At 43.3% G+C, this 22,404-nt stretch carries 26 protein-coding genes; 16 read left to right on the forward strand and 10 right to left on the reverse strand.

The genetic code is table 11. The features are described from left to right. Positions 1–39: 39 nt before the first annotated feature. Positions 40–756, reverse strand: coding sequence for a tRNA (guanosine(46)-N7)-methyltransferase TrmB (gene trmB / locus F899_RS06495; RefSeq protein ID WP_004894155.1), 717 nt, complete (start codon positions 754–756; stop codon positions 40–42). Between the two features lie 158 nt (positions 757–914). Then, the gene (locus tag F899_RS06500; protein ID WP_004894158.1) at positions 915–2,360 is read right to left on the reverse strand and encodes a SulP family inorganic anion transporter; all 1,446 of its coding nucleotides are present in this window, start codon (positions 2,358–2,360) and stop codon (positions 915–917) included. Positions 2,361–2,578: 218 nt separating this feature from the next. Here F899_RS06500 and F899_RS06505 point away from each other — a divergent pair, with 218 nt between their 5' ends. Further along, the gene (locus F899_RS06505; protein WP_004894159.1) at positions 2,579–3,190 is read left to right on the forward strand and encodes a glutathione binding-like protein; all 612 of its coding nucleotides are present in this window, start codon (positions 2,579–2,581) and stop codon (positions 3,188–3,190) included. Positions 3,191–3,262: 72 nt separating this feature from the next. Here F899_RS06505 and F899_RS06510 read toward each other — a convergent pair whose 3' ends face one another. The 5 genes from F899_RS06510 to F899_RS06530 all read right to left on the reverse strand — a co-directional run bounded on the left by F899_RS06510 (position 3,263) and on the right by F899_RS06530 (position 6,017). Continuing rightward, the gene (locus F899_RS06510; RefSeq protein WP_004894161.1) at positions 3,263–4,045 is read right to left on the reverse strand and encodes a thiazole synthase; all 783 of its coding nucleotides are present in this window, start codon (positions 4,043–4,045) and stop codon (positions 3,263–3,265) included. A 14-nt stretch (positions 4,046–4,059) separates the two neighbouring features. Further along, on the reverse strand, positions 4,060–4,257 hold the full coding sequence (thiS, locus tag F899_RS06515) for a sulfur carrier protein ThiS (RefSeq protein ID WP_004812315.1): 198 nt from the start codon (positions 4,255–4,257) through the stop codon (positions 4,060–4,062). A 28-nt stretch (positions 4,258–4,285) separates the two neighbouring features. Further along, on the reverse strand, positions 4,286–4,651 hold the full coding sequence (locus F899_RS06520) for a DUF423 domain-containing protein (protein WP_004894164.1): 366 nt from the start codon (positions 4,649–4,651) through the stop codon (positions 4,286–4,288). 121 nt (positions 4,652–4,772) lie between these two features. Next, positions 4,773–5,642, reverse strand: a complete 870-nt coding sequence (gene rpoH / locus F899_RS06525) for an RNA polymerase sigma factor RpoH (RefSeq protein ID WP_004894167.1) — start codon at positions 5,640–5,642, stop codon at positions 4,773–4,775. Between the two features lie 141 nt (positions 5,643–5,783). After that, the gene (locus F899_RS06530; RefSeq protein WP_212749410.1) at positions 5,784–6,017 is read right to left on the reverse strand and encodes a sulfurtransferase TusA family protein; all 234 of its coding nucleotides are present in this window, start codon (positions 6,015–6,017) and stop codon (positions 5,784–5,786) included. Between the two features lie 383 nt (positions 6,018–6,400). Between F899_RS06530 and F899_RS06535 the strand changes: the two genes are divergently transcribed. Continuing rightward, on the forward strand, positions 6,401–6,616 hold the full coding sequence (locus F899_RS06535; RefSeq protein WP_004280099.1) for a cold-shock protein: 216 nt from the start codon (positions 6,401–6,403) through the stop codon (positions 6,614–6,616). A gap of 98 nt (positions 6,617–6,714) precedes the next feature. After that, positions 6,715–7,866, forward strand: coding sequence for an ATP-dependent RNA helicase RhlB (gene rhlB, locus F899_RS06540; RefSeq protein ID WP_004812320.1), 1,152 nt, complete (start codon positions 6,715–6,717; stop codon positions 7,864–7,866). A gap of 57 nt (positions 7,867–7,923) precedes the next feature. Here the strand turns inward: rhlB and F899_RS06545 are convergent, their stop codons facing one another. Beyond that, complete coding sequence (locus F899_RS06545) at positions 7,924–8,304, reverse strand: hypothetical protein (protein WP_004812322.1); 381 nt, start codon at positions 8,302–8,304, stop codon at positions 7,924–7,926. A 259-nt stretch (positions 8,305–8,563) separates the two neighbouring features. On the opposite strand from F899_RS06545, the gene F899_RS06550 reads away from it, so the two are divergent. The 13 genes from F899_RS06550 (at position 8,564) to F899_RS06610 (ending at position 21,473) form a co-directional block, all read left to right on the forward strand. Next, positions 8,564–9,145, forward strand: a complete 582-nt coding sequence (locus tag F899_RS06550; protein WP_004812324.1) for a nitroreductase family protein — start codon at positions 8,564–8,566, stop codon at positions 9,143–9,145. Between the two features lie 28 nt (positions 9,146–9,173). Beyond that, positions 9,174–10,247, forward strand: a complete 1,074-nt coding sequence (locus F899_RS06555) for an NAD(P)H-dependent glycerol-3-phosphate dehydrogenase (RefSeq protein WP_005221617.1) — start codon at positions 9,174–9,176, stop codon at positions 10,245–10,247. A 79-nt stretch (positions 10,248–10,326) separates the two neighbouring features. Then, positions 10,327–10,782 carry a phosphoglycerate mutase family protein gene (locus F899_RS06560; protein ID WP_005221619.1) on the forward strand — a complete coding sequence of 152 codons (456 nt, stop codon included), beginning with the start codon at positions 10,327–10,329 and terminating at the stop codon, positions 10,780–10,782. 29 nt (positions 10,783–10,811) lie between these two features. Then, positions 10,812–11,951 (forward strand): type II secretion system protein GspL, encoded by a 1,140-nt coding sequence (gspL, locus tag F899_RS06565; protein WP_005221621.1) that lies wholly within the window; start codon positions 10,812–10,814, stop codon positions 11,949–11,951. Beyond that, positions 11,951–12,430 (forward strand): type II secretion system protein GspM, encoded by a 480-nt coding sequence (gene gspM / locus F899_RS06570; RefSeq protein ID WP_004812331.1) that lies wholly within the window; start codon positions 11,951–11,953, stop codon positions 12,428–12,430. Before gspL ends, gspM begins: the two co-directional genes overlap by 1 nt. Positions 12,431–12,520: 90 nt before the next feature. After that, complete coding sequence (locus tag F899_RS06575) at positions 12,521–13,522, forward strand: quinone-dependent dihydroorotate dehydrogenase (protein ID WP_004812335.1); 1,002 nt, start codon at positions 12,521–12,523, stop codon at positions 13,520–13,522. A 5-nt stretch (positions 13,523–13,527) separates the two neighbouring features. After that, positions 13,528–14,109: a CvpA family protein gene (locus tag F899_RS06580; RefSeq protein ID WP_004812336.1), complete on the forward strand. Its 582-nt coding sequence runs from the start codon at positions 13,528–13,530 to the stop codon at positions 14,107–14,109. 24 nt (positions 14,110–14,133) lie between these two features. Then, positions 14,134–15,669: an amidophosphoribosyltransferase gene (purF, locus tag F899_RS06585; protein WP_004812339.1), complete on the forward strand. Its 1,536-nt coding sequence runs from the start codon at positions 14,134–14,136 to the stop codon at positions 15,667–15,669. An 88-nt stretch (positions 15,670–15,757) separates the two neighbouring features. Continuing rightward, the gene (locus tag F899_RS06590) at positions 15,758–17,647 is read left to right on the forward strand and encodes a M48 family metalloprotease (RefSeq protein WP_171063858.1); all 1,890 of its coding nucleotides are present in this window, start codon (positions 15,758–15,760) and stop codon (positions 17,645–17,647) included. Positions 17,648–17,847: 200 nt separating this feature from the next. Next, positions 17,848–18,498 (forward strand): hypothetical protein, encoded by a 651-nt coding sequence (locus tag F899_RS06595; protein WP_005221625.1) that lies wholly within the window; start codon positions 17,848–17,850, stop codon positions 18,496–18,498. 6 nt (positions 18,499–18,504) lie between these two features. Continuing rightward, positions 18,505–19,473: a 2-hydroxyacid dehydrogenase gene (locus F899_RS06600; protein WP_005221628.1), complete on the forward strand. Its 969-nt coding sequence runs from the start codon at positions 18,505–18,507 to the stop codon at positions 19,471–19,473. Between the two features lie 86 nt (positions 19,474–19,559). Further along, entirely contained in the window at positions 19,560–21,002 is a 1,443-nt protein-coding gene (locus F899_RS06605; protein ID WP_205681835.1) for a M48 family metalloprotease, read from the forward strand. Between the two features lie 114 nt (positions 21,003–21,116). Further along, entirely contained in the window at positions 21,117–21,473 is a 357-nt protein-coding gene (locus F899_RS06610) for a hypothetical protein (RefSeq protein WP_005221630.1), read from the forward strand. Positions 21,474–21,562: 89 nt separating this feature from the next. On the opposite strand, the gene F899_RS06615 is transcribed toward F899_RS06610, so the two are convergent. Both F899_RS06615 and rpsU read right to left on the reverse strand, forming a co-directional pair. Next, positions 21,563–22,009: a GatB/YqeY domain-containing protein gene (locus F899_RS06615; protein WP_005221631.1), complete on the reverse strand. Its 447-nt coding sequence runs from the start codon at positions 22,007–22,009 to the stop codon at positions 21,563–21,565. A gap of 34 nt (positions 22,010–22,043) precedes the next feature. Next, positions 22,044–22,259 (reverse strand): 30S ribosomal protein S21, encoded by a 216-nt coding sequence (rpsU, locus tag F899_RS06620; protein ID WP_001136722.1) that lies wholly within the window; start codon positions 22,257–22,259, stop codon positions 22,044–22,046. Between the last annotated feature and the right edge of the window lie 145 nt (positions 22,260–22,404).

Genomic DNA, 22,404 nt, shown 5'->3' on the forward strand with positions numbered 1-22,404 from the left:
GCGCTGAATTATCAGCGCTTTTTTTGGATTCCTCTTGGATTAAGAGATTTTCTTAAAGATAAAGTCATTAATCTTGTGACCGGCTTCAATACCACGACGCTCGAATTTGGTTTGAGGACGCCAGTCAGGACGAGGATAACTGTTGCCTTTACCTGCCAGGTTTTCCAAACGTGGACGCTCTTCAAGCACTTCCAGCATCCATTCAGCATACGGTTCCCAGTCAGTCGCAGCGTGGAATGTACCGCCGAGCTCTAACTTTTGTTCAACCAATGGCATGCGGTCGTGTGATACGAAACGGCGTTTGAAGTGACGTTTTTTCTGCCATGGATCAGGGAAATACAACTGCACCGTGTTGATACTGTTATCCGGCATTTCACGTAGGACTTGAATTGCATCGGCATCCAGGACACGCAAGTTGGTTAAGCCTTCCATACCTGCTTCATACACACATTGTGCGATGCCAGGTACGTGCACTTCAATACCGACAAAATTACGTTCAGGATTGGCTTTGGCCATCAATACCAGTGAACGACCCATACCGAACCCGATTTCTACAGTCAATGGACGTTCAGGGTGCTCAAAATGCTGACGCAAATCACCCACCGGATATTCCAAAATTAAGTGACCATATTGTTCAAGCGCAGTACGTTGAGAGGTATTTAATGGCGCTGAGCGGCGCATAAACGTCACAATTTCACGGTGCTCGCTTAAATTGTCCAGCTCCACGACTTGCTGGTCTAATTGATCGTTCGACATAACTTTGGCAAATCTAAAAATTCAGAATGCGGTATTTTAAGTCCTGAGCGGAGCAAGTCAAACTTTTCTCAGGAATTCACTACTAAAAACTGGCATTGAGCTTATTCCTCAGAAAAATAAAAGGGCCAATTGGCCCTTTTAAATCATATGAATGATGATCAGGTTTGATAACGGTCGACCAAAGTACTGCTGGCTTCATTCAGTCCAGTCACCTGAACATCAATTCCTTGGGCTTTAAATTTCTGTACGACGTTATTGAACATATTCACAGAAGTGACATCCCAAATATGGGCATGGGTCAGATCAAGTTCAACAACTGCCAGGTTTTCCTTAAAGTCAAAGAACTGATAGAAACGGTCTGAACTGCTAAAAAAGATCTGCCCGGAAATCACATAACGACGAGAACGTTCATCTAGCAAATGAGTATATACGTGAACCGTATTTTCCAGTTTGTTGATAAAGAACAGGGCAGACAATACCACGCCGATTAACACGCCTAATGCCAGGTTATGGGTCACCAAAACTACCAGCACAACAGTAATCATCACCACATTAAAAGCAAGCGGATGCTTGTTAAACTGCTTGATAGCACCCCACTGGAAGGTGGTAAATGACACCATGATCATAATGGCTACCAGTGCTGCCATCGGGATATAAGCCAGCCAATCTTTTAGAAATACCACTAGGCAAAGTAGGAACACGCCTGCCACAAGCGTAGACAGACGGGTACGTGCACCAGACGAGACATTGATAATCGACTGTCCAATCATGGCACAACCGGCCATGCCACCCATAAAACCGCTGACGATATTGGCCATACCCTGACCACGGCATTCCTGATGGCGGTCACTTTCAGAATCGGTGACTTCATCGACTACAGTGGTGGTCATCATGGTTTCAAGTAAACCGACAGTGGCCAAAGTCGCTGAATAAGGAAAAATAATTTGTAGTGTTTCAAAGTTCAGCGGAATTTCTGGAATCAAGAAAACTGGTAAGGTATCTGGAAAATGTCCTAAGTCACTCACGGTACGCATATCTGATCCGAGGACAAGAGCCAGACCGCTGAGGACGATAATACAGATCAGTGGAGAAGGGATGGCTTTACCAATTTTCGGAAGATAAGGAAATAAATAGATAATTGCCAAACCGATCGCAACAAACAGATAACCGGTCACATCCATTTTTTGCATTTCCGGGATTTGCGCAACAAAAATCAGAATCGCCAAGGCATTCAAGAAGCCATAGACCACTGATTGCGAAACAAAGCGCATCAATTTGGCAACTTTAAATGAACCGGCAATTACCTGAATAATCCCGGTTAATATAGTGGCAGCCAGTAAGTATTGCAGACCATGCTCCTTGACCAAAGTAATCATGAGGAGCGCCATCGCACCAGTTGCTGCCGAGATCATTGCTGGGCGACCACCGAAGAAGGCAATAGATACCGCGATACAGAAAGATGCGTACAGACCGACTTGAGGATCGACGCCAGCAATGGCAGAAAACGCAATCGATTCTGGAATGAGGGCTAATCCGACCACCAGGCCAGCCAGAACATCAGTGCGGATATTGGAAAACCATTCTTCTTTTTTCAGACTTATCACAGAATTTCATCATTTCACTTTTAACCCCGCGTATCTTAATCGTCCTGGTATAAAAATCCACACAAGAATGACTTGAAAATGTCTGGAATATACTCAATATTGAAGAAGTAAATGTCTTTTGGCGGCAGTTACGCTTTTTTGCAATTTACAGGTTTGATCACTTGAAAGTTTGTTAGAAGCGATTTAAAACATTGAGAAGTAGATAACAAGGATCAGAAATGAAGCTTTACTATGCACCTGGTGCATGCTCGTTGGCAGCACATATTATTTTAAATGAAATTAATGTTGATTTTGATTTGGAACGTGTTGATTTAAAAACACATAAAACTGAGAAAGGCACAGATTATTACGAGATCAATCCAAAAGGCTATGTTCCAGCACTGGAAATTAACCCGGGCCTGATTCTGACTGAGAACGTTGCGATTCTTCCATTTCTGGCACAACACGATCCAAAACAAGATTTAATTCCTCCATCAGGTATGGGACGTGCCAAAGTCCTGGAATGGTTAGGTTACCTAAACTCAGAATTACATGATGCTTATGCGGTATTCTTTGGTGCGCCAATGGATGAGGAAGCCAAGAAAAAGGCGTATGCAGAAATTGACCGCTTATTAAGTTACATTGATAAAGCCATTGGTGGATCAGACAATGATTACCTGGTGGATGATAACTTTGGACCAGCAGATGCTTATCTGTTTGTACTTACTAACTGGTCAAATCATATCGAACACGATTTGACACCTTATAAAAATATCATTCACATTCGTAATAAAGTCGCAGAGCGTCAGTCAGTACAGATTGCTATGCGTGATGAAGGATTAATTCCTTAATACATCGTAGCAAATCAATAAAGGACTCGATTGAGTCCTTTATTTTTGCACTTAATTTTCTTATCAACGAGTTTATTTAAAGAAATAACCTGTCTCAGGCGAGCTGGCATTCGCCATACGCTTATGTGGCATGCGACCCGCTAAGAATGCTTCACGACCAGCTTCTACTGCTTTACGCATAGCAGATGCCATTAAGACTGGATTCTGTGCTGCTGCAATGGCTGTATTCATCAACACGCCATCACAACCGAGTTCCATCGCAATTGCTGCATCACTGGCTGTGCCGACACCAGCATCGACCAGTACAGGCACTTTGGCATTTTCCTTAATGATAGAAATGGTATGAGGATTCAGAATTCCCAGACCTGAGCCGATCAAACTTCCCAAAGGCATGATCGCAACACAACCCATGCTTTCCAGTTCCTGCGCCACGATTGGATCATCTGATGTATACACCATAATTTCAAAACCATCATCAATCAGGGTGCGTGCTGCTTTTAAAGTTTCAGTGATATTTGGATATAAGGTTTTTTCGTCACCCAGAACTTCCAGTTTTACCAAGTTATGACCATCCAGCAGCTCACGTGCCAGCATACAGGTGCGTATAGCACTGTTAGCATCAAAACAGCCAGCGGTGTTTGGCAGAATGGTATATTTTTCGGGTGGAATCACGGATAGCAGATTTGGCTGGTCAGGATGCTGGCCGATATTCACGCGACGGATTGCAACCGTAACAATTTCAGCACCACTCGCCTGAATCGCCTGATCTGTTTCCTGTAAGTCTTTATATTTTCCTGTACCAACCAACAGACGTGACTGGAACTGGCGTGAGCCAATTTGAAGTAAATCTTGCATAGTATTTCCGAACCTTAGCCGCCACCGACAGCGTGAATAATTTCGATTTTGTCTGCCTCACAGATTGGCGTTGCTGCCAGTCTACTTTTGGGAACGATCATTTCATTGACTTCAACGGCATAGCGCTTACCTTCAAGCGCAAGGTGCTGAACCAGTTCCATTAAGGTGGTGCAGTCAGTCTGTTGTTGTTCGCCATTGATATAGATGTTCATTTTGGCACCCTCTGAATGTGATCAGTTCTTACTTGATGTATTTAAATGCATTCCAGGCCAGGGTCAGCCAGCCTGCAATCATCAGTGCGCCTCCGATCGGGGTAATTGCACCCAAACCACGCGGTAAACCAAGTGCCATAATATAGAGTGAACCACTGAACAGTAAAATGCCCAATTGAATCAAAATAAAACTTGGTTTAATCGGCAACTGTGGAATCACTTTTGCCAGAATGCCTAACAGCAACAAGCCGAGCGCATGATAGAAAAAGTAATCGGTTGCAGTCTGCCACCAGCCAAGCTGTGCTTCAGTTGCACGTGCTTTCAAGCCATGTGCACCAAAAGCGCCCAGCATTACTGCAAGGGCCAGGTTAATCGCTGAAATTGCAATCCACATCTGAACTGATCTTCCTGTAAATTTTGCGCTTAACCTTAGCATAAAAGCACAGGCTGAAACACCGTATTAAAAGACAAAAAAGCCTTCAGATCTGAAGGCTTTTCTATATAAGATATGGAACCTAGTTGGAAGACATCGCAACTTTAATTTTTTCCATGGCATTCTTTTCAAGCTGACGAATACGTTCTGCAGAAACATTATATTCTGCGGCAAGCTCATGCAGGGTAGATTTTTCATCATCCAGCCAGCGACGCTGCAAGATGTTACGTGAACGGTCATCCAGTTGTTCCATGGCATCGTGCAGGGCAGCTGTACTTTGTTCTTCATAGTCTTCATTTTCAATCAGACGTGCCGGATCATAACGGTTATCTTCCAGATATAGCGCTGGAGCGACATGACCTGAACCTTCATCGTCATCATCACCTGAAGCTTCAAATGCTGCATCATAGGCAGTCAATCGACCTTCCATTTCCAGAACCTGTTCGGGGGTCACATTCAGGTCATTGGCAATTGATCGAGCCTCATCTAAGGTCAGCTTTTTAGATGACTTTTTCAGACTACGCAGATTAAAGAACAGTTTGCGCTGAGCTTTAGTTGTCGCAATTTTGACAATACGCCAGTTACGGATTACATATTCGTGGATTTCAGCCTTAATCCAGTGCACGGCAAAGGAAACAAGACGAACACCCATATTCGGATCAAAGCGTTTAACCGCTTTCATTAAGCCAAGGTTACCTTCCTGAATCAGGTCACCTTGAGGCAGGCCATAACCTGCATAACTACGTGCAATATGGACTACAAAACGCAGGTGGGACATCACCAGCATTTTTGCTGCGTCCAGATCCTGGTCATAGAAATATCGGTCTGCCAACTCTTTTTCTTGTTCGGCAGTTAAAATAGGAATCTGATTGACAGTACTAATATAAGCACCGAGATTGACACCTGGCGCCGATAATGACAGGGGCATCAATTGATTGCTGCTGTCACTCATGTGTTCTCCTTGAGGAATAACGGGATCATTCCCAAATCTAAGATTTATGTTAATCCAATCTCCAGTCAAATGATGGATATTTGGGTAGAGATATGTAAACTTTTATACGAATGTGGAGATAAATAGTTTAATTGAAAATTTTTAAGATTCAATTATGTAGTGAAACTCCACGTCGGAAATTCGTTGCATATCATACTTCAGCTGATTTAACTCACAGTAACGCGAAACATCCATCTGGCTGTGTGGATCTGATGATTTCAGCAGAAAGGTTTCGCCGGGATGGCTTTTCAGGGCACGCTTTAACATCAATAACGGCATAGGGCATGGTTTACCCATGGCATCGACGGTGCGAATCTGATCTGCGTTGTCAATCATTTCCGTAATATTCATTCGACTTTAAAAGGGGTCTAAATATTAGCAAATAGGATGCCAAATCCCAACTTTTTTAAAAAAATATAAACGAAATAATAATTAAAAAAACCTTATGCAAATTTCTGAAAAAAATAGCGAAATCAATTAGAACAAACCTAAAAAAAGGCTATTAATTGTTATAAACCCATGTTAAGCTCGATGAGTTAGTGGGATTTTAGATAAACAAATTGATTGTTTTTCGTCCTGCAAATAAATGGATGTAACCGGGATTTTGTTAATAGTTTTACAGAATGATTACAAGCTTAAAAATAATATTTTCAAACTTGTTTGCTCTGCTGTTTGCAACACCGGGTGGTCCTTCTTTTCGGTACAATGAGGATTAACTTATGACAGCTGCTCGCGAACAAGGCGTAGTTAAGTGGTTTAACGATACTAAAGGCTTCGGCTTTATTCAACGCAATGGTGGTGATGACGTATTCGTTCATTTCCGTGCAATCCAAGGTGACGGTCACCGTTCACTTCGTGATGGCCAACGTGTTGAATTCAGTGTTGTAAAAGGCCAAAAAGGCTTCCAGGCTGAAGAAGTTCAACCATTAGACTAATCTTCGGATTAAGCTAATAAAACGCCCCAATATAAATTGGGGCGTTTTTTGTTTATACTGTCTGTATCTTAGTGATTATCTATTTAGAGCACCGCTTTATGTCATCTGGTTTTGAAACCTTAAATTTACATCCTAATCTAAAACAAGCGATTGATGCTTTAGGCTTTTCTTCTATGACGCCTATTCAGGAGAAGGTTTTAAAATTCACATTGGCAGGTCACGATGCAATTGGTCGTGCGCAAACGGGTACGGGCAAAACAGCGGCCTTCCTGGTGAGTATCATCAATGATCTCTTGAATAATCCTGTTCAGGAACAGCGTTACCGTGGTGAGCCACGTGCACTGATTCTGGCACCGACTCGTGAACTTGCACTACAAATTGAAAGTGACGCGCATGAGCTGACCAAGTTTACTGACCTGAGTGTCGTGACGCTGCTTGGGGGTGTGGATTTTGACAAGCAAAAAGCACAGCTCGATAAGGCACCTGTGGACATCATGGTTGCTACTCCAGGTCGCTTGATTGACTTTGTTGAACAAAAAGAAGTCTGGTTAGATCAGATTGAATTCCTGGTGATTGATGAAGCAGACCGCCTGCTGGATATGGGCTTTATCCCTTCAGTGAAACGTATCGTACGTTTCTCGCCACGCAAGGAACAGCGCCAGACTCTGATGTTCTCGGCAACTTTTAGCTATGACGTATTGAATCTGGCACAACAGTGGTTATTTGAACCCGTAACGGTTGAAATTGAGCCAGAAAAGAAAACCAATGCGGACGTTGAACAACGTGTATATATGGTTGCCAAGGCAGATAAATATAAACTGCTACAAGACATTTTGCGTGATGAACCGATTGAGAAGGTCATGATTTTTGCCAACCGTCGTGATCAGGTGCGTAAACTCTATGATCATCTGAAACGTGACAACTATAAAGTGGTGATGCTGTCTGGTGAAATTGCCCAAGACAAGCGCTTAAAAATGCTGGACCAGTTTAAAAATGGAAAACACAATATCATGATCGCAACTGATGTAGCAGGTCGTGGTATTCATGTGGATGGTGTATCGCATGTAGTAAACTTTACCCTGCCAGAACAGTCTGATGATTATGTACACCGTATTGGTCGTACTGGACGGGCCGGGACTCGTGGTGTCAGTATCAGTTTCCTGTCGGAAGATGATGCGTTCTATCTGCCAGAAATTGAAAAAGCGATTGGTCAAAAATTACCATTGACCCGCCTGGAAGGCTATTGCTAATTTCCAGTTCGTAAAAAACCGCTCAATGAGCGGTTTTTTTAACTAGCTAAAAAGGCTTTAGTTAGACTGGCAACGGAAAGTCAGGGTAGTTTGGTAGTCATCATCTGAATTGATGCTATTGCCTGTACCTGCAATATTACCAAGTACTGTGGCAGCAGCCTGAATGATCTGCCCGGTCTGCTCATCTACCACGCCTTTCAGTGCGCCATCATAAGTGGACTGTTCATCTACAATAATAGCTGTTGATCGTGAACCACATGTTTTAGAGGCGGCGTTTACGGCATTATTTTTGGCAATGACTTGGGTCTTACCTAATCCGGTAACTTCGAATTGATTATTTTCTTTGCGGATTGCAGTTGTGTTGGTTGGATTAGTACTACACGCAGTCAGAGCGAGTGCAGTGGCAATAGCTGCACCCATTGTTAATATTTTTGTCATGTTTAAAAACCCGTCAAGATCAGATAATCGTATAATTAATCACATAATAATCTTTAGACTTTGTATGGCATGTATAAGTTTGGAAATTTTCAGTATTAGCCATGTCATTATCATAAACGTTGTTTAATGATTTTTATCAGAAACGAAAACAGTGAGCTAAATATATTTGAGCATGAAGAATAAAAATGAAGGATATAGAGAATCCCAAGATGAATATGCTAATCTTGAATACAGTTTTTAAGTATAGAAATACAAGGCAATGACCGAATCAACGATCGAAATCGTTCATCAGAATATTCATCAACGTCAATCTATTGGTCAGCTGATTGCCCCGGCACCCAATGCTGAACAGCTGGAAATGGCCTTTCAGGCTGCACTGACTGCACCAGATCACCACCGTTTAAAACCTACTGAATTTGTAGTTATTCCAGATGATAAGCGTGAAGCTTTTGGTGAGTTATTGTCTCAGGCATTAATCGATCTGGGTCAAACTGAAGCTGCTCAGATTGAGCGGGTAAAACATCATCCTTTCCGTGCACCTTTACTGGTTCTGGCTTTGACCCGTTTAAAAGATCATCCCAAGGTGCCGCATTTTGAGCAGATTCTGAGCTCTGGTGCCGCAATTCAGAATTTCTTATTGTCCCTGCAAGCTCAAGGTTTTTCGACCATGTGGCGTAGTGGCGCTGTAGTAGAATCGTTATACTTTAAACAGGCTTTAGGAATTTCAGGTGATGATCTGGTTTCAGGCATCATTTATATTGGAACGGCGGCAAAAACTATTGCGCCACGTGCAGAAATCCATACAGAAGCATTTGTCAGCCAGTGGAATCCATCACGTTAATTTGGCTAGATAAGGATATTAGAAACACATGTCAGAATTAAAATTTTCAGATCTGGTTGAACCTGTAGAAATTGATCGTAAGACTGCGTTGCGAATTACAGTGTTGGGTGGTGGCAGTTTTGGTACAGCGATGGCAAATACTGCAGTACGCAATGGCTGTGACACCATGATCTGGATTCGTGATGAAGCCACGGCTGCGGATATTAATGCCACGCATATGAACAAGCGTTATCTGCCAGATTTTCAGCTCGAGCCTGCATTGCTGGCAGTTTCAGACTTAGAAAAAGCAGTACGTGATCGTGACATTATTCTGGTGGCAATTCCAAGCCATTCCTTCCGTGATGTACTGAAGCAGATTAAGCCTTTTATTAGCTCTCAGGCCGTGATTTCACTGACCAAAGGTATTGAAGCGAAAACCTTTAGTTTTATGAGTGATATCATCAGGGAAGAATTACCTGAAGTGCCTTATGGGGTCCTTTCAGGCCCGAACCTGGCGAAGGAAATTGTGGCGGGCCAGCCAGCAGGGACTGTGATTGCAAGTGATTCTGAACTGGTGCGTTATGCAGTACAGCAAGCTTTGCACAGTGCTTTATTCCGTGTCTTTGCCAGCGATGATGTGCATGGGGTAGAGCTTGGTGGTGCGCTGAAAAATATCTATGCAGTCGCAATGGGTATGGCAGCCGCCTATAACGTCGGTGAAAATACCAAGAGTATGATTCTGACCCGTGCCTTGGCAGAAATGAGCCGTTTTGCGGTGAAGCTTGGTGCGAATCCATTAACCTTCCTGGGGCTGTCGGGTGTAGGTGATTTATTCGCTACCTGTAATAGTCCGTTAAGCCGAAACTATCAGGTTGGTTATGCGCTGGGTAAAGGTAAAACTCTGGAACAGGCAACTACTGAACTGGGTCAGACGGCGGAAGGGATTAATACTATTGTACAGGTAAAATCACGTTCAGAAGAACTGGATGTATACATGCCAATTACCTGTGCCTTGTATGCTGTGATCTTTGAAGGTGCACCACCGATGAGTATTGCAGTGTCCTTAATGAAAAATGGTCATCGCAGTGATGTGGAATTTGTCTTGCCACATCATCAAGTCTGATTTATAAGTGATGGAACTGTATGATCAGTCTCATATTATGACCTGATCAGCAGCTTGAATGAACGAATAGGGAAATGGTATGCAACTGACACTCGTGCGTCATGGCGAAGCAGCTCCACCGGTAAATGGTAACGACACCAAGCGTCCTTTGACCGAACGTGGACATCTACAGGCAGAACAGACTGCTCAATACCTGAAAAATGTCGTTAAACCTGAAGTCTTTGTAGTGAGTCCTTTGCTTCGTGCTCAGGAAACTCTGGCGCATTTGCAGGCTTTTTATAAAAATGTACCAGTGGTGATCTGTAATACCATTAAGCCGGATGATGATGCCAAAGTGGCTGTGGAGTGGTTGTCTCAGTTACCGTATGAATCAATTGTCGTGGTTTGCCATATGAATGTGGTGGCACATATTGCTTCCATTCTGACAGCGGAGTCTTTCCATCCTTTTCATTTGTCAGAAGCTCGCATTTATGATCAGGCAGTGATTGCAGCAGGTTTATCGACACAGTTAAAAAGCTTTATTCCAACAGTATAAAAAACTATTAAAACGGCAGAACACAATCGATGTTGTATTTATGGATGCCAGAAGCCAATGGGGTTTGGCAATGGTCAGATGGAGAATTCTGGAAAAGTGCAGATACACTTGAGCAACTGATTCAGGAAATCCAGGGGCAACATGGGGTAGAGGCAACGGTCTTTTTCCCGAGTCGTCATGTGCAGATTTTGCAGCAGAGCATGTCCAAAGCCCAATATAAGAAAATGGGGCAGGAGGCAATCAAGTATCTGCTGGAGGAATATGTCATTCTACCGGTTGATGCGATGAAGGTGCTTCATCATTTTCAGCAGCCCGATCAGCTCAGTGTATTGGGAATTTCCAATTCAACTATAGAAACCATGCAGCATGTATTGAACCTTCTTCCGGTCAAGGTCACGGCATTATTGCCAGATTTTCTGGTCCTGCCTGTTCCTGAAGAAAATCAACGTGTATTGGCGGAACTTGCTGGGCGACTACTGGTTCGCGAATCGGAATATGTGGGTCATTCTGTCGATGACCTGAGTCTTTATCTGGATTATCAGCCTAAAGATGTAAATTACAAGGTGAGTAACCTGAATGACGCTCAGCTGCGTAGTCTGGAAGCTGTTGTTACCCATGATCAGGTTGAGTCGTTTCAGTACAGCCTTCCCCAGCTGAAAAAAGCCAAACAGCATCCTTTTAATGTCTTGCCTAAAGCCAAGGCAGATACGCCAGTTTCCGGTTACTGGAAAGCCTGTGCTGCTGTGTTTTTGGGTATTCTGGTGCTGCAGTTTAGTTATGATGCTGTGCGCTGGTATCAATATAAAAAGATTGCCAATCAGACTGCTTCTCAAGCAATTGATCAGTTCAAATATTGGTTTGGTCAGAACTATCCTGTAAACGAGCAGAATATCAAAAGCCAGTTTGAAGGACAGATGCGTTTAAGTCAGGTGGCGAATACTCAGGCTTTTGATCTGATCAGTCGGGTAGGGCCGGTATTAATGCAAAACCAGATTATTGCGCAGCGGGTCAGTTATGATACTTCAAGTCTGAATATGGATCTGCAGGCGAACTCTTCTGATGCATTAAGCACTTTGACCCGGCAGCTGACACAGCAGGGTTTTAAAGTCGAACTGGGTAATGTACAGGCCAATGGTACAGGTGCGATCGGATCGGTGAGAATACAATAATGAAAATGCTCGATAATATTCAAATCCGGCTGGACCAGCGCATTGAACGCATTACAGATTATCTGGATAGCCTGAGCGCCCGTGAACGCTACATGGTGATCTTTACCACAATCTTTGTCATCGTGGCTGCAGTCGGTTCGGCACTATTTTATATGCACAGAGCTGCGGATACCCAGCAAAAGCGCCTGAATACCTTAAAAGATACTTTAGTGTGGATGCAGAGTAATGCAGCGACCATGAAGCCAGCAGGCGATCTGCAATTAGATGCCTCAGAAAAAGTGCAGCGTGCTGCCCAGCAGCAGGGGTTGTCGGTTTCATCCCAGCAGCAGGAAGGTAAAATTTTACTCAATGTCAGTCATGAAAATTATTCTGTACTGGCTAATTTTCTGACCCAGCTAGCCCAGAGTGGCTTAACTGTTGAAAAAATGGAACTTATCAGTGATGCCGGACAGATTAAATTAACAGCGACTGTCCTATAAACGGTAAAAATAAAGATTTGCAAAGCATGGTTTTTTTACCGGGCTGTGACTATAATATGCCGACTTAAAAAGCAGTAGACTTTTCTGGATATGTTGTATTCTCTAGCCCGCCCTTTGTTGTTTTCTTTAGCACCAGAGCGTGCACATGAGCTGACACTATCACTGTTGAAATCCTCCCATGCCATGGGGATGATGCGTCAAAACGTTGCTTCTAAACCAGTGACCTGTATGGGAATCGAATTTCCGAATCCGGTAGGTCTGGCGGCAGGGTTGGACAAAAATGGTGCCTATATCGATGCCCTTGCAAGTCAAGGCTTTGGTTTTATTGAAATCGGTACTATTACCCCGCGTCCTCAGCCCGGTAATCCGGAACCCCGACTGTTCCGTCTGCCAAAAGCGAAAGCTATTATTAACCGTATGGGTTTTAATAATGAAGGCGTGGACAAACTGATTGAAAATGTTAAAGCTGCAAAATTCAAAGGTGTTCTGGGGATTAATATCGGCAAGAATGCTGTAACTCCGGTTGAAAATGCAGTTGATGATTATTTAATCTGCCTGGAAAAGGTATATAATTACGCTTCCTACATTACTGTTAATATTTCCTCTCCCAACACAAAAAACCTGCGTAGCCTGCAAAGTGGTGATGCGCTCACTGAATTGCTGGAAACGCTAAAAAACCGTCAGCTTGAGCTTGCTCAAGAAAACCAGCATTATGTACCTCTGGTCTTGAAAGTTGCACCAGACCTTGAAGCTGAAGATATTGCATTTATTGCCCAGCAATTGCTGCAATTCAAGATTGATGGTTTGATTGTGACCAATACGACCTTGTCTCGTGAAGGTGTTGAAGGTCTGGAGCATGCTGAAGAAGCAGGCGGTTTGTCGGGTGCGCCGGTCTTTGAGAAAAGTACGGCATGTTTAAAAGCCTTTGCAGATGTGTTGCAAGGACAAATTCCATTGATTGGGGTGGGTGGTATTCTTTCGGGTGCCGATGCCGCTGCCAAAAAGCAAGCTGGTGCCAGCCTTGTACAAGTTTATAGTGGCCTCATATATACAGGTCCGACACTTGTAAAAGACTGTGTTGAAGCATTCTGAATTCTATGACTGCCATTGACATCTTTTTACTGTTTATACTGCTCATTGGAGGGCTAAACGGTTTGCGTCAAGGATTTATTAAAGCCTTTGCGAACTTAGCTGGCTGGATTTTTGCGCTCATTGTAGCAGCGAAATATTCAACACTACTTGCGCCTTCCATGACTGCTCTCAGTACAGATCCAGTGGTACAAAAAATTGCAGCATTTGCTTTCATCGTCCTTATGATTGTGGTTCTGACCTGGATAGTAACCTTCTTGCTCAACCGTGTGATGAAAACCCTGAAACTGGGACCTTTAAACCGTCTTGCAGGTGGGGTGTTTGGCAGCCTGAAAGGGCTGCTGATTGTCCTGATCACCATGCAGGGAATCGGGCCATGGGTAGAAAGCTCACCACACTGGAAACAGTCCAAAGTGATTCAGACTTTGCTTCCTTATGCGCCATGGGCGACCCAGATGTCCAAAGATGCTGCAAACGAGGCCCTACAACATATCAAGTCGGAAGATTCCAGAAAATCTTCAGATGTATCAGCTGAGCCTGCTGTAAAGAGCAAATCATCAGCTGAGTCTACGAATAATCCTTTTTATTAATCCTAGCTTGTCTGCGAGGTTGCTATGTGTGGAGTGGTTGGTATTGCTGGTAAATCAGCTGTTAACCAAATGTTGTTTGATGCATTAACGATGTTACAACATCGTGGACAGGATGCAGCTGGGATTGTAACTTGTCATGAAGGTCGCCTGTTCCTTCGTAAAGATGTTGGTATGGTGCGTGATGTATTCCATACCCGTCATATGCGTGCATTACAAGGAAATTACGGTATTGGCCATGTGCGTTATCCAACTGCGGGTACCTCAAGTAGTGCTGAAGCGCAGCCGTTTTATGTGAACTCTCCTTACGGGATTACGCTGGCACATAACGGTAACCTGACCAATGCTGAAGAAATTCATGATGACCTGTTCAAGACTGACTTACGTCATATGAACACCGATTCTGATTCAGAAGTCCTGCTCAACGTATTTGCGCACGAATTGCAGAAGCGTGGCAAACTGGTACCGACCTCTGAAGATATCTTCCATGCCGTAACACGCGTGCATGAGCGCTGCAAAGGTGGTTATGCAGTTGTTGCCATGATTACAGGTCAAGGAGTGGTTGGTTTCCGTGATCCTAATGGTATCCGTCCGTTGATCTACGGTTCGCGTGAAACTGAAAACGGTATGGAATATATCATCGCTTCTGAATCTGTAGCGATTACAGCGTTGGGCTTTAAAGTTGAACGTGATATCGAGCCAGGTGAAGCTGTTTTCATTGACTCTGAAGGGAACTTCTTTACCAAGCAATGTGCTGCAAAGCCAGAATACCGTCCATGTATCTTTGAATATGTGTACTTTGCGCGTCCAGATGCAATCATTGATGGTATTTCAGTGTATAAAGCCCGTCTGAAAATGGGTGAGAAACTGGCCCATAAAATCCTGCGCGAGTGGGGTGATGAACATGATATCGATGTGGTCATTCCAATTCCGGATACATCACGTACTTCTGCGCTTGAACTGGCAAATACGCTAGGCGTGAAGTTCCGTGAAGGCTTTATGAAAAACCGTTATATTGGTCGTACCTTCATTATGCCTGGTCAGCAACTGCGTAAAAAATCAGTACGTCAGAAGCTGAACCCGGTTGAGCTGGAATTCCAGGGTAAAAACGTTCTATTGGTCGATGACTCAATTGTTCGTGGTACTACGTGTAATGAAATCATTCAGATGGCGCGTGATTCCGGTGCGAAAAAAGTATTCTTTGCGTCTGCTGCACCAATGGTGAAATATCCAAACGTGTATGGTATCGATATGCCAGCAAAATCTGAACTGATTGCATCTGAACGTAGTGTTGAGGAAATCCGTGAAATTATTGGTGCTGACCGTCTGATTTTCCAGGATCTGGAAGATCTGAAAGATGCAGTACGTACCAAGATTGTACCGAACCTGCGTGAATTCGACTGTTCTGTATTTGACGGCGTATATGTGGCTGGTGGTATTGATGAAGCATACCTTGACCAGTTACAGCAAAAGCGTAATGATGGCGCCAAAAAAGGTGACAAGTTTATTGATGTAAATATCGATGCAGCATCAGTAGACCTGACTGGCGTGCGCGAAGTCTAAGTCTTTAAAATCATGAAAAAAGCGGGAATTTCCCGCTTTTTTCATTTATGATTGGGCAAAGCTAGAACAATGTGATCAGGGTGAAGCATTGAAAAGCGTAGGATATGCGTTTATCAAGAATAAAAATATGCTATGGCCAGCCAGTGTCTGTCTGATTGCTGTGCTATTGACGATAGCAATTATTAATACTGTCGTTGGTTTACTGGTCTATTATTTTGATCCTGCTCAATCTATATATTGGCATGTGCTAAGTCCTTATCTGATTGCTCTGGTCGGTTCGATCATGGTGGTGTCAGTACTCTATGAATTTTATGTCTTTCGTGCCGGTGGTTATTCCTTGGCACGGCAGATGGGTGCACGTCGCCTGAGTCTGATTGAAAGCGTACCGGAGGAAAGCGTCGCTCTGAAGATTGCTGAACAATTGGCAGATACTTTTCTGATTGAGCCTCCTGCGGTGTATGTTTTGCCTGATGAAGTTGGAGTCAATGCACTGACTGCCGGTTTTAACCCGGGAAATACTGCCATTATTCTGACTTGGGGGGCATTGCAAAATCTGGATGAAATTGAACTGTATGGTTTATTAAGCCATGAGTTTAACAAGATTCTTTCTGGTGAAGCGGCAGAAAATACCCGGCTCAAGATTCTCTACAGTAGCCTGACTACTTTTAGTCAGTGGGGCAGTAAGATTGCCAAACGGGGATTCTATCGGAATGGCATGCCGGCAGAAAACAAGTTTGAGACTCTGTTTGTTGGTATTGGTGCGGTGATCTGGCTGATTGGTAGCTTAGGCGTACTGATTACCCGTTTCATTAAATATATTTCGCTCGGTGGCAGAACTTTCAAGAATGATCAGAAAACCCGTCGCCTGATTCAAAATGATGCCAATGTACAGACTTTGCTGCGGATTTATGTGCATCATTCCGGTTCACAGATTCATAGTGAATATGCAGAGTCGATTTCACATATGTGTTTTGCTAACTCCCTCAGTCAGCAGAACTGGCTGAATATTCATCCCAGTATTGAGCAGCGAATCTATGAAATGAATCCCTCCTTGATTCAGGATCTGCAGCTTGAAAACCTAAAAAAACTACAAAATCAGCCTTTATTTAGTCTGTTTCGGTCACTCGAAGAAATGGCGGTCACAAGTGCAGCTTCCTGGAGTTCGCCACAGCCATTGCCTTTACTACGTCTGTCGCCGATCAGCTTTGCGATCAAGGATGCAGTTAAACCACTGAATCCGGAGAATCGTGCCAATACACCACGACCAGAACTGATTGAACGCGCATTGCAAACTGCAACTGGGTCACGAGAGGTCATGGTTGCAATTCTGATGATCCGGCAATATCGGGAATTTATTCCCACCGATGCTGAAGTCAGCCGGGCCATTGTAGATTCATTGTTAAATCTGGACGGGCGTGTGCATATCTCGATTTTTCAGCAAGCCTGCAAAAATATTGGTGGCATGCCGACCACGGTAGCACGACAATTCGTGATGAAACTGGCACGGATTATTCAGGAAGATGGTGAAATTGGTCTGCTAGATGCCTTGTTGCTTGAATGTGTGAAATATGAGCTGAATCTACTCCCCCTACATACCCCGACGGCACTGGAAGAAGTTAAACCACAAATCGTACGCCTGATTGATGCATTGCTGCATGTACAGCAGATCAATAGTGATAATCAGCTGGATGTTCGCGAGCGTATTTTAAAACGTATTCTGACTCAAAAAGAACTGGAAATGTATACCGAAATTTCAGATGAGCCGGTTGATCTGGCTGAAATTCTGAATGATATTTCTGGCCTGTTACTGCGTGATCGACTGAGTATATTGGGCATTGCGGAAATCTGTCTCTGGAATGATCGGATCATCACTCAGGATGAATTTGACGTGATGGAATTACTGTATTGGCGTTTGGGTTTTGAAGTAGATGAAATTGTGGATCAGATGCAGAAAAAGAACAGCATCATGATTATTTAATTCAGACTTGAAAGTATTTATTAACTCACGCATGATCTTTAAATAATGTTTGAACCTGCATGTAAATAACCCGAAGAGAACGACTAAAATCAAATTTGCTACAAATCAATTGTAATCTACAGTGAAAAATCCGAAAAAGTTCGGCAAAGGAAGTGGATTCCCGCTAAAATATTCAGCCTGAAATAGGTGATGAAGACAAGATGATAGGGCATCAGCGTGACATACTGGCGACACTAGGAATTGATATCTGGATTCCTCGGGCGGAGCCGTGTCAATCGCACCAGCCGGCGCTTTGGCGTGACCAGTCACAACCTGAAGTTCTGAGTGAAATCATCCTTCCTGAGCTTAAAGCTGAAACCTCAGTAATTGAACGTTCTGTCGTATCTACACCTGCAGAAGTGCCTGCACCAGTCGTTGTAACGCCAACAATGGAAATACAGCCGCAGCCAGAACTGGTACATGAGCTTCGCGAAATTGTTGAGGTCGCGCCTTTTAGCCTGCAGGCATTAAGTCTTGCGCACTGTATCATTGTCATTGATGCTACGAGCTTAACTGAAGATCAGCAATTACTGTGGTCGAATATCCAACGTGCAATGTTGGGTGAGTTTGCAGAGCTGAACTGGCCATTTCCTTGGGATAATGTGCAGGATGGACGCGGCGTGGAGTCTTATATCCAGGGTTTTCTGGATGGCATGAGTCACGATAAAAATATTATTTTTCTTGGTACTGTTCCACATCTTTCAAACAGTAAAATTACCCAGTTGGCCTCCCTGCAGGAGATGCTGGATCGGCCAATCCTTAAAAAGCGACTCTGGCAGTTTATGCAAAGTAGGCCTGTCAGCATGGAATAAATAAGCATGAAGCAAAAAGTTGTAGTATTTAGTCAAATTCATCCAGAGATTCAAGCCAAACTCGAACAACAATATAATGTGGTATATATCCAGCCTAAGCTGGGTGATGTCAATCAACAGATTTTGCAGCATGCACAAGATGCAGATGGCATGATTGGCGCAGGACGAATGCTCAATCGAAATAATCTGGAAACTGCGACTAAACTAAAAATCATCTCCAGTGTCAGTGTTGGCTACGATAATTACGATCTTGAATATTTAAATGAAAAGAAAATTTATCTCACTCATACACCACATGTGCTCACTGAAACCACAGCTGATCTTGCATTTACTTTACTCATGGCCGCAGCGCGTAAAGTAACTTATTTAGATCAATGGACCAAGCAAGGACAGTGGCAGCGTACCGCTAGCGAAGCACAGTTCGGGGTGGATATTTTTGGCAAGACTTTAGGGATTATTGGATTAGGTCATATTGGCGCAGCGATCGCGCGACGTGGCTTTCATGGCTTTAATATGAATGTGCTTTATCATAACCGTCGTGAAAAGCTGGAGCTGGCGCAAGGCTTAGATGCAGAATATTGTGATTTAAAATCCTTATTACAGCGTTCTGATTTTGTGGTAGTCGCAGTGGATTTAAATGCAGATTCCAAAGCACTTTTTGGTACAGAAGAACTGGCATTGATGCAGCGGCATGCAGTCTTTGTGAATATTTCGCGCGGCTCGGTCGTCGATGAGCAGGCACTGATTCAGGCTTTAAAAAAACGTCAGATTTTTGCCGCAGGGCTGGATGTCTATCAAAAAGAGCCACTGCAAGAATCAGAGCTATTTAAACTTGATAATGTGATTACCTTGCCGCATGTAGGTTCGGCAACTGCGCAAACACGTCAGCGTATGGCAGAACTGGCATATCAGAACCTGGTGGATGCTTTGCAAGGACGTGTACCACGCTATGTGGTTAACCCGCATTTTAAATAATATTAAATAACATTTCCTTGCGTTTATGCCCTTTTTTCAATGGTATATTCAAGCAGGTTTCGTAATCAGGCTTAGAGATTTATTCATTGAAACGTTTGGTTTTGGCTTGTGGATTAAGCGCATGTATGGTGATAGGGCATACCGCTTCCGATACTTTTAACACCCAGTCTAGTCAGTTTACTGTTCCAGAAATTGGAGCAGGTGTAGGGCTGATAGATCAGCAAAAAGAGCGCATGATTGGTGAAAAGGTTTATCGTCAGGTACAGAAACAATTACCTGTGGTGCAAAATCCCTGGATGGAAGACCAGTTATTTTCAGTGTTTTCACATATTCTCAGCCAGACTCAATTACAGCAACCAATTGGCCTGGTTGTGGTTAATGATCCCCAGATTAATGCTTTTGCTGTGCCTGGTGGCTTATTTGCCTTAAATATGGGATTACTCAATTCAGCGCGTAATATGGATGAAGTGGCCGGTGTGATGGCGCATGAAATTGCACATGTCACACAACGTCATTACAGTCGATCCCAAGAAGCATTTAAAGGACAGGGATTATTAGCACTCGCGGGAATCCTGGTCGGAGCCTTAGTGGCATCGCAAGCAGATGGCGATGCGGGTGCAGCCGTAATGATGGGCTCACAAGCAGCTTTAATGGATCAGCAGCTTTCTTATAGTCGTAATCAGGAACGTGAAGCAGATCGGATCGGTATGCAGTATATGTATGCTTCGGGCTATAACCCGCAGAGTATGGCTGATTTCTTTGAGGTGATGCATCGTTCAACCAGCCGTTTAAGCTTTCTGCCAGATTTCTGGTTTACTCATCCCTTAACGACTGAGCGTATGAGTGAGGCGCGTTTACGCGCCAATCAGATGCCGAAAGTTAAACCAAAGCTGATAGACCAGAATTTTGAGATTATTCGTTGGTATAGCAAAGTACTGTCCCGTCAGACGACTGAGCAGCAATTAAAAATTTTAGCAGGACAAAACAGTTTTGCAGGGCAATTGGCACTCACTGCTTACTATCTGCAACAAGGTGATGAGGATAATGCACAACAGGCATTAGACCAGGCAAAAAAGCATAATCAGATTCATCCTTTGCTGGTGCTGTTTCAGACCGATATTTATCTCGGGAAAAATCAGCTGGAGCCAGCTCTGCGTAGTGTGCGTTCTGCAGCATCCATTATGCCGGAAAACCGGGCACTCAATTATAAATATGCAGAAGTATTGATCCGTATGAAGCAAACCGATCAAGCCAAGATGATCGTGCAACGTTTCCTGAATGCTAATTCACGTGATTTAAGTGCCTGGCGCTTAATGCTGTCAGCAACCAATGCCGAGCCTGTATCTGAGATTAAAACGATTAATGTGCTGCGTTACCGTTCTGAAGTAGAATATTGGACGGGAAATGAGGAGGCAGCTATTAAATCCTTACTACATGCACAGCGAGTTAGTAAGAAGAATCAGTCATTGTCTGCAAGTATTTCACAACGTTTAAAACAGATGCAGCAGGAAAGAAAATACAAGATTTAATCTTCTCATAAAAATTACTTACTAAAGCTGTGAACTACATCAACCTCTGTGCTTTATTTCAAGTTTGCCTTGTACTATGCTGAGTTGCAAATGAAAGCACATGAGAAAGCATGAATGAAAAGAACATTGTTGTGCCTGTTTCTGGTTTGGGGAATATCACATAGTTATGCAGCGAGCACTAAGGATTATGTGCGGGCAGTAGAGCGTATCAGCGATGAATATCACCAGCAGTCACGAGATTTTCTGCGCAGTTTAAATCCACAACAACAGAATTTAACTGCAGCACAACAGGTGGAATTTTGTGGGATCTTCAGGCGTTATGTAGATCAGCTTTATCAGGCAACTGATAAAAATCGTGATGCACTAGACTTTCAGCTACAAAAACTGACACGGCAAGATATTGTGGATCAGGTGAAATCTTCAAAAATGATGCAATTACTGCAAAGCAAAAATGTAAATTGTAATTTGTGATTTATTAAAATTAAAAAAGAAATTTGGATTGCTAAGAACTGGCTAGCAATTAAGTCAGTTCAACGCAAATAGAGATTTAAAGCAGGGGATTATGCCAGTTTAGCTTTGATTTTAGCTGAAACTTGTGCAGGATCGGCGCGCCCGGCTATGAGCGGACGCAGAGAATTCATCACCTTACCCATATCTTTCATGCTAGTAGCTTCTTGCGCTGTAATCACTTGCGCAATGATGGAATCAAGTTCTTCCTCAGTCATAGCTTCTGGTAGAAATTGAGATAGAACCTCAACTTCGGCTTGTTCCTTACTAGCTAAATCTTCTCGACCAGCACCTTCAAAGGCTTTGATCGATTCTTTACGTTGTTTAATTTGCTTTTCAATGACCGCAAGAACCTGAGCGTCGTCAAGTTCTTTGCGCTCATCGACTTCGATTTGCTTAATTGCTGCCTGAAGACTACGAATTACCGTTAACTTAGCCATTTCTTTAGCACGCATTGTTGCTTTCAAAACTTCAGTTATTTGGTTTTTTAAAGTAGTCATTTATTTAGTCCAGGCAGTCAATCACAAATTAATCTTAGTAAAGGCGAGTCGTACGTACTGATTCACGCGCCAATTTCTTTTGGTAGCGTTTAACAGCAGCAGCTTTTTTGCGCTTACGTTCTTGAGTTGGTTTCTCGTAGAATTCACGCTTACGTACGTCAGCAAGAACACCCGCTTTTTCGCATGAACGTTTGAAACGACGGATAGCTACGTCTACTGGTTCGCCTTCTTTCAATTTAACTTGTGGCATGAAGAATCCTCATATCAGTTAGGGTAAGATCTCGGGCTGAATTGCCCTCAATCACAAGTGAAGGTCAGTATTTTACTCATTTACATCTCATATCACAAGTCTATAATAGTTGTCGCAATTGATTTGATACAGGTTATAGGCAGTT

This window comes from Acinetobacter sp. CIP 101934 (assembly GCF_000369585.1).
Lineage (GTDB): Bacteria > Pseudomonadota > Gammaproteobacteria > Pseudomonadales > Moraxellaceae > Acinetobacter > Acinetobacter schindleri.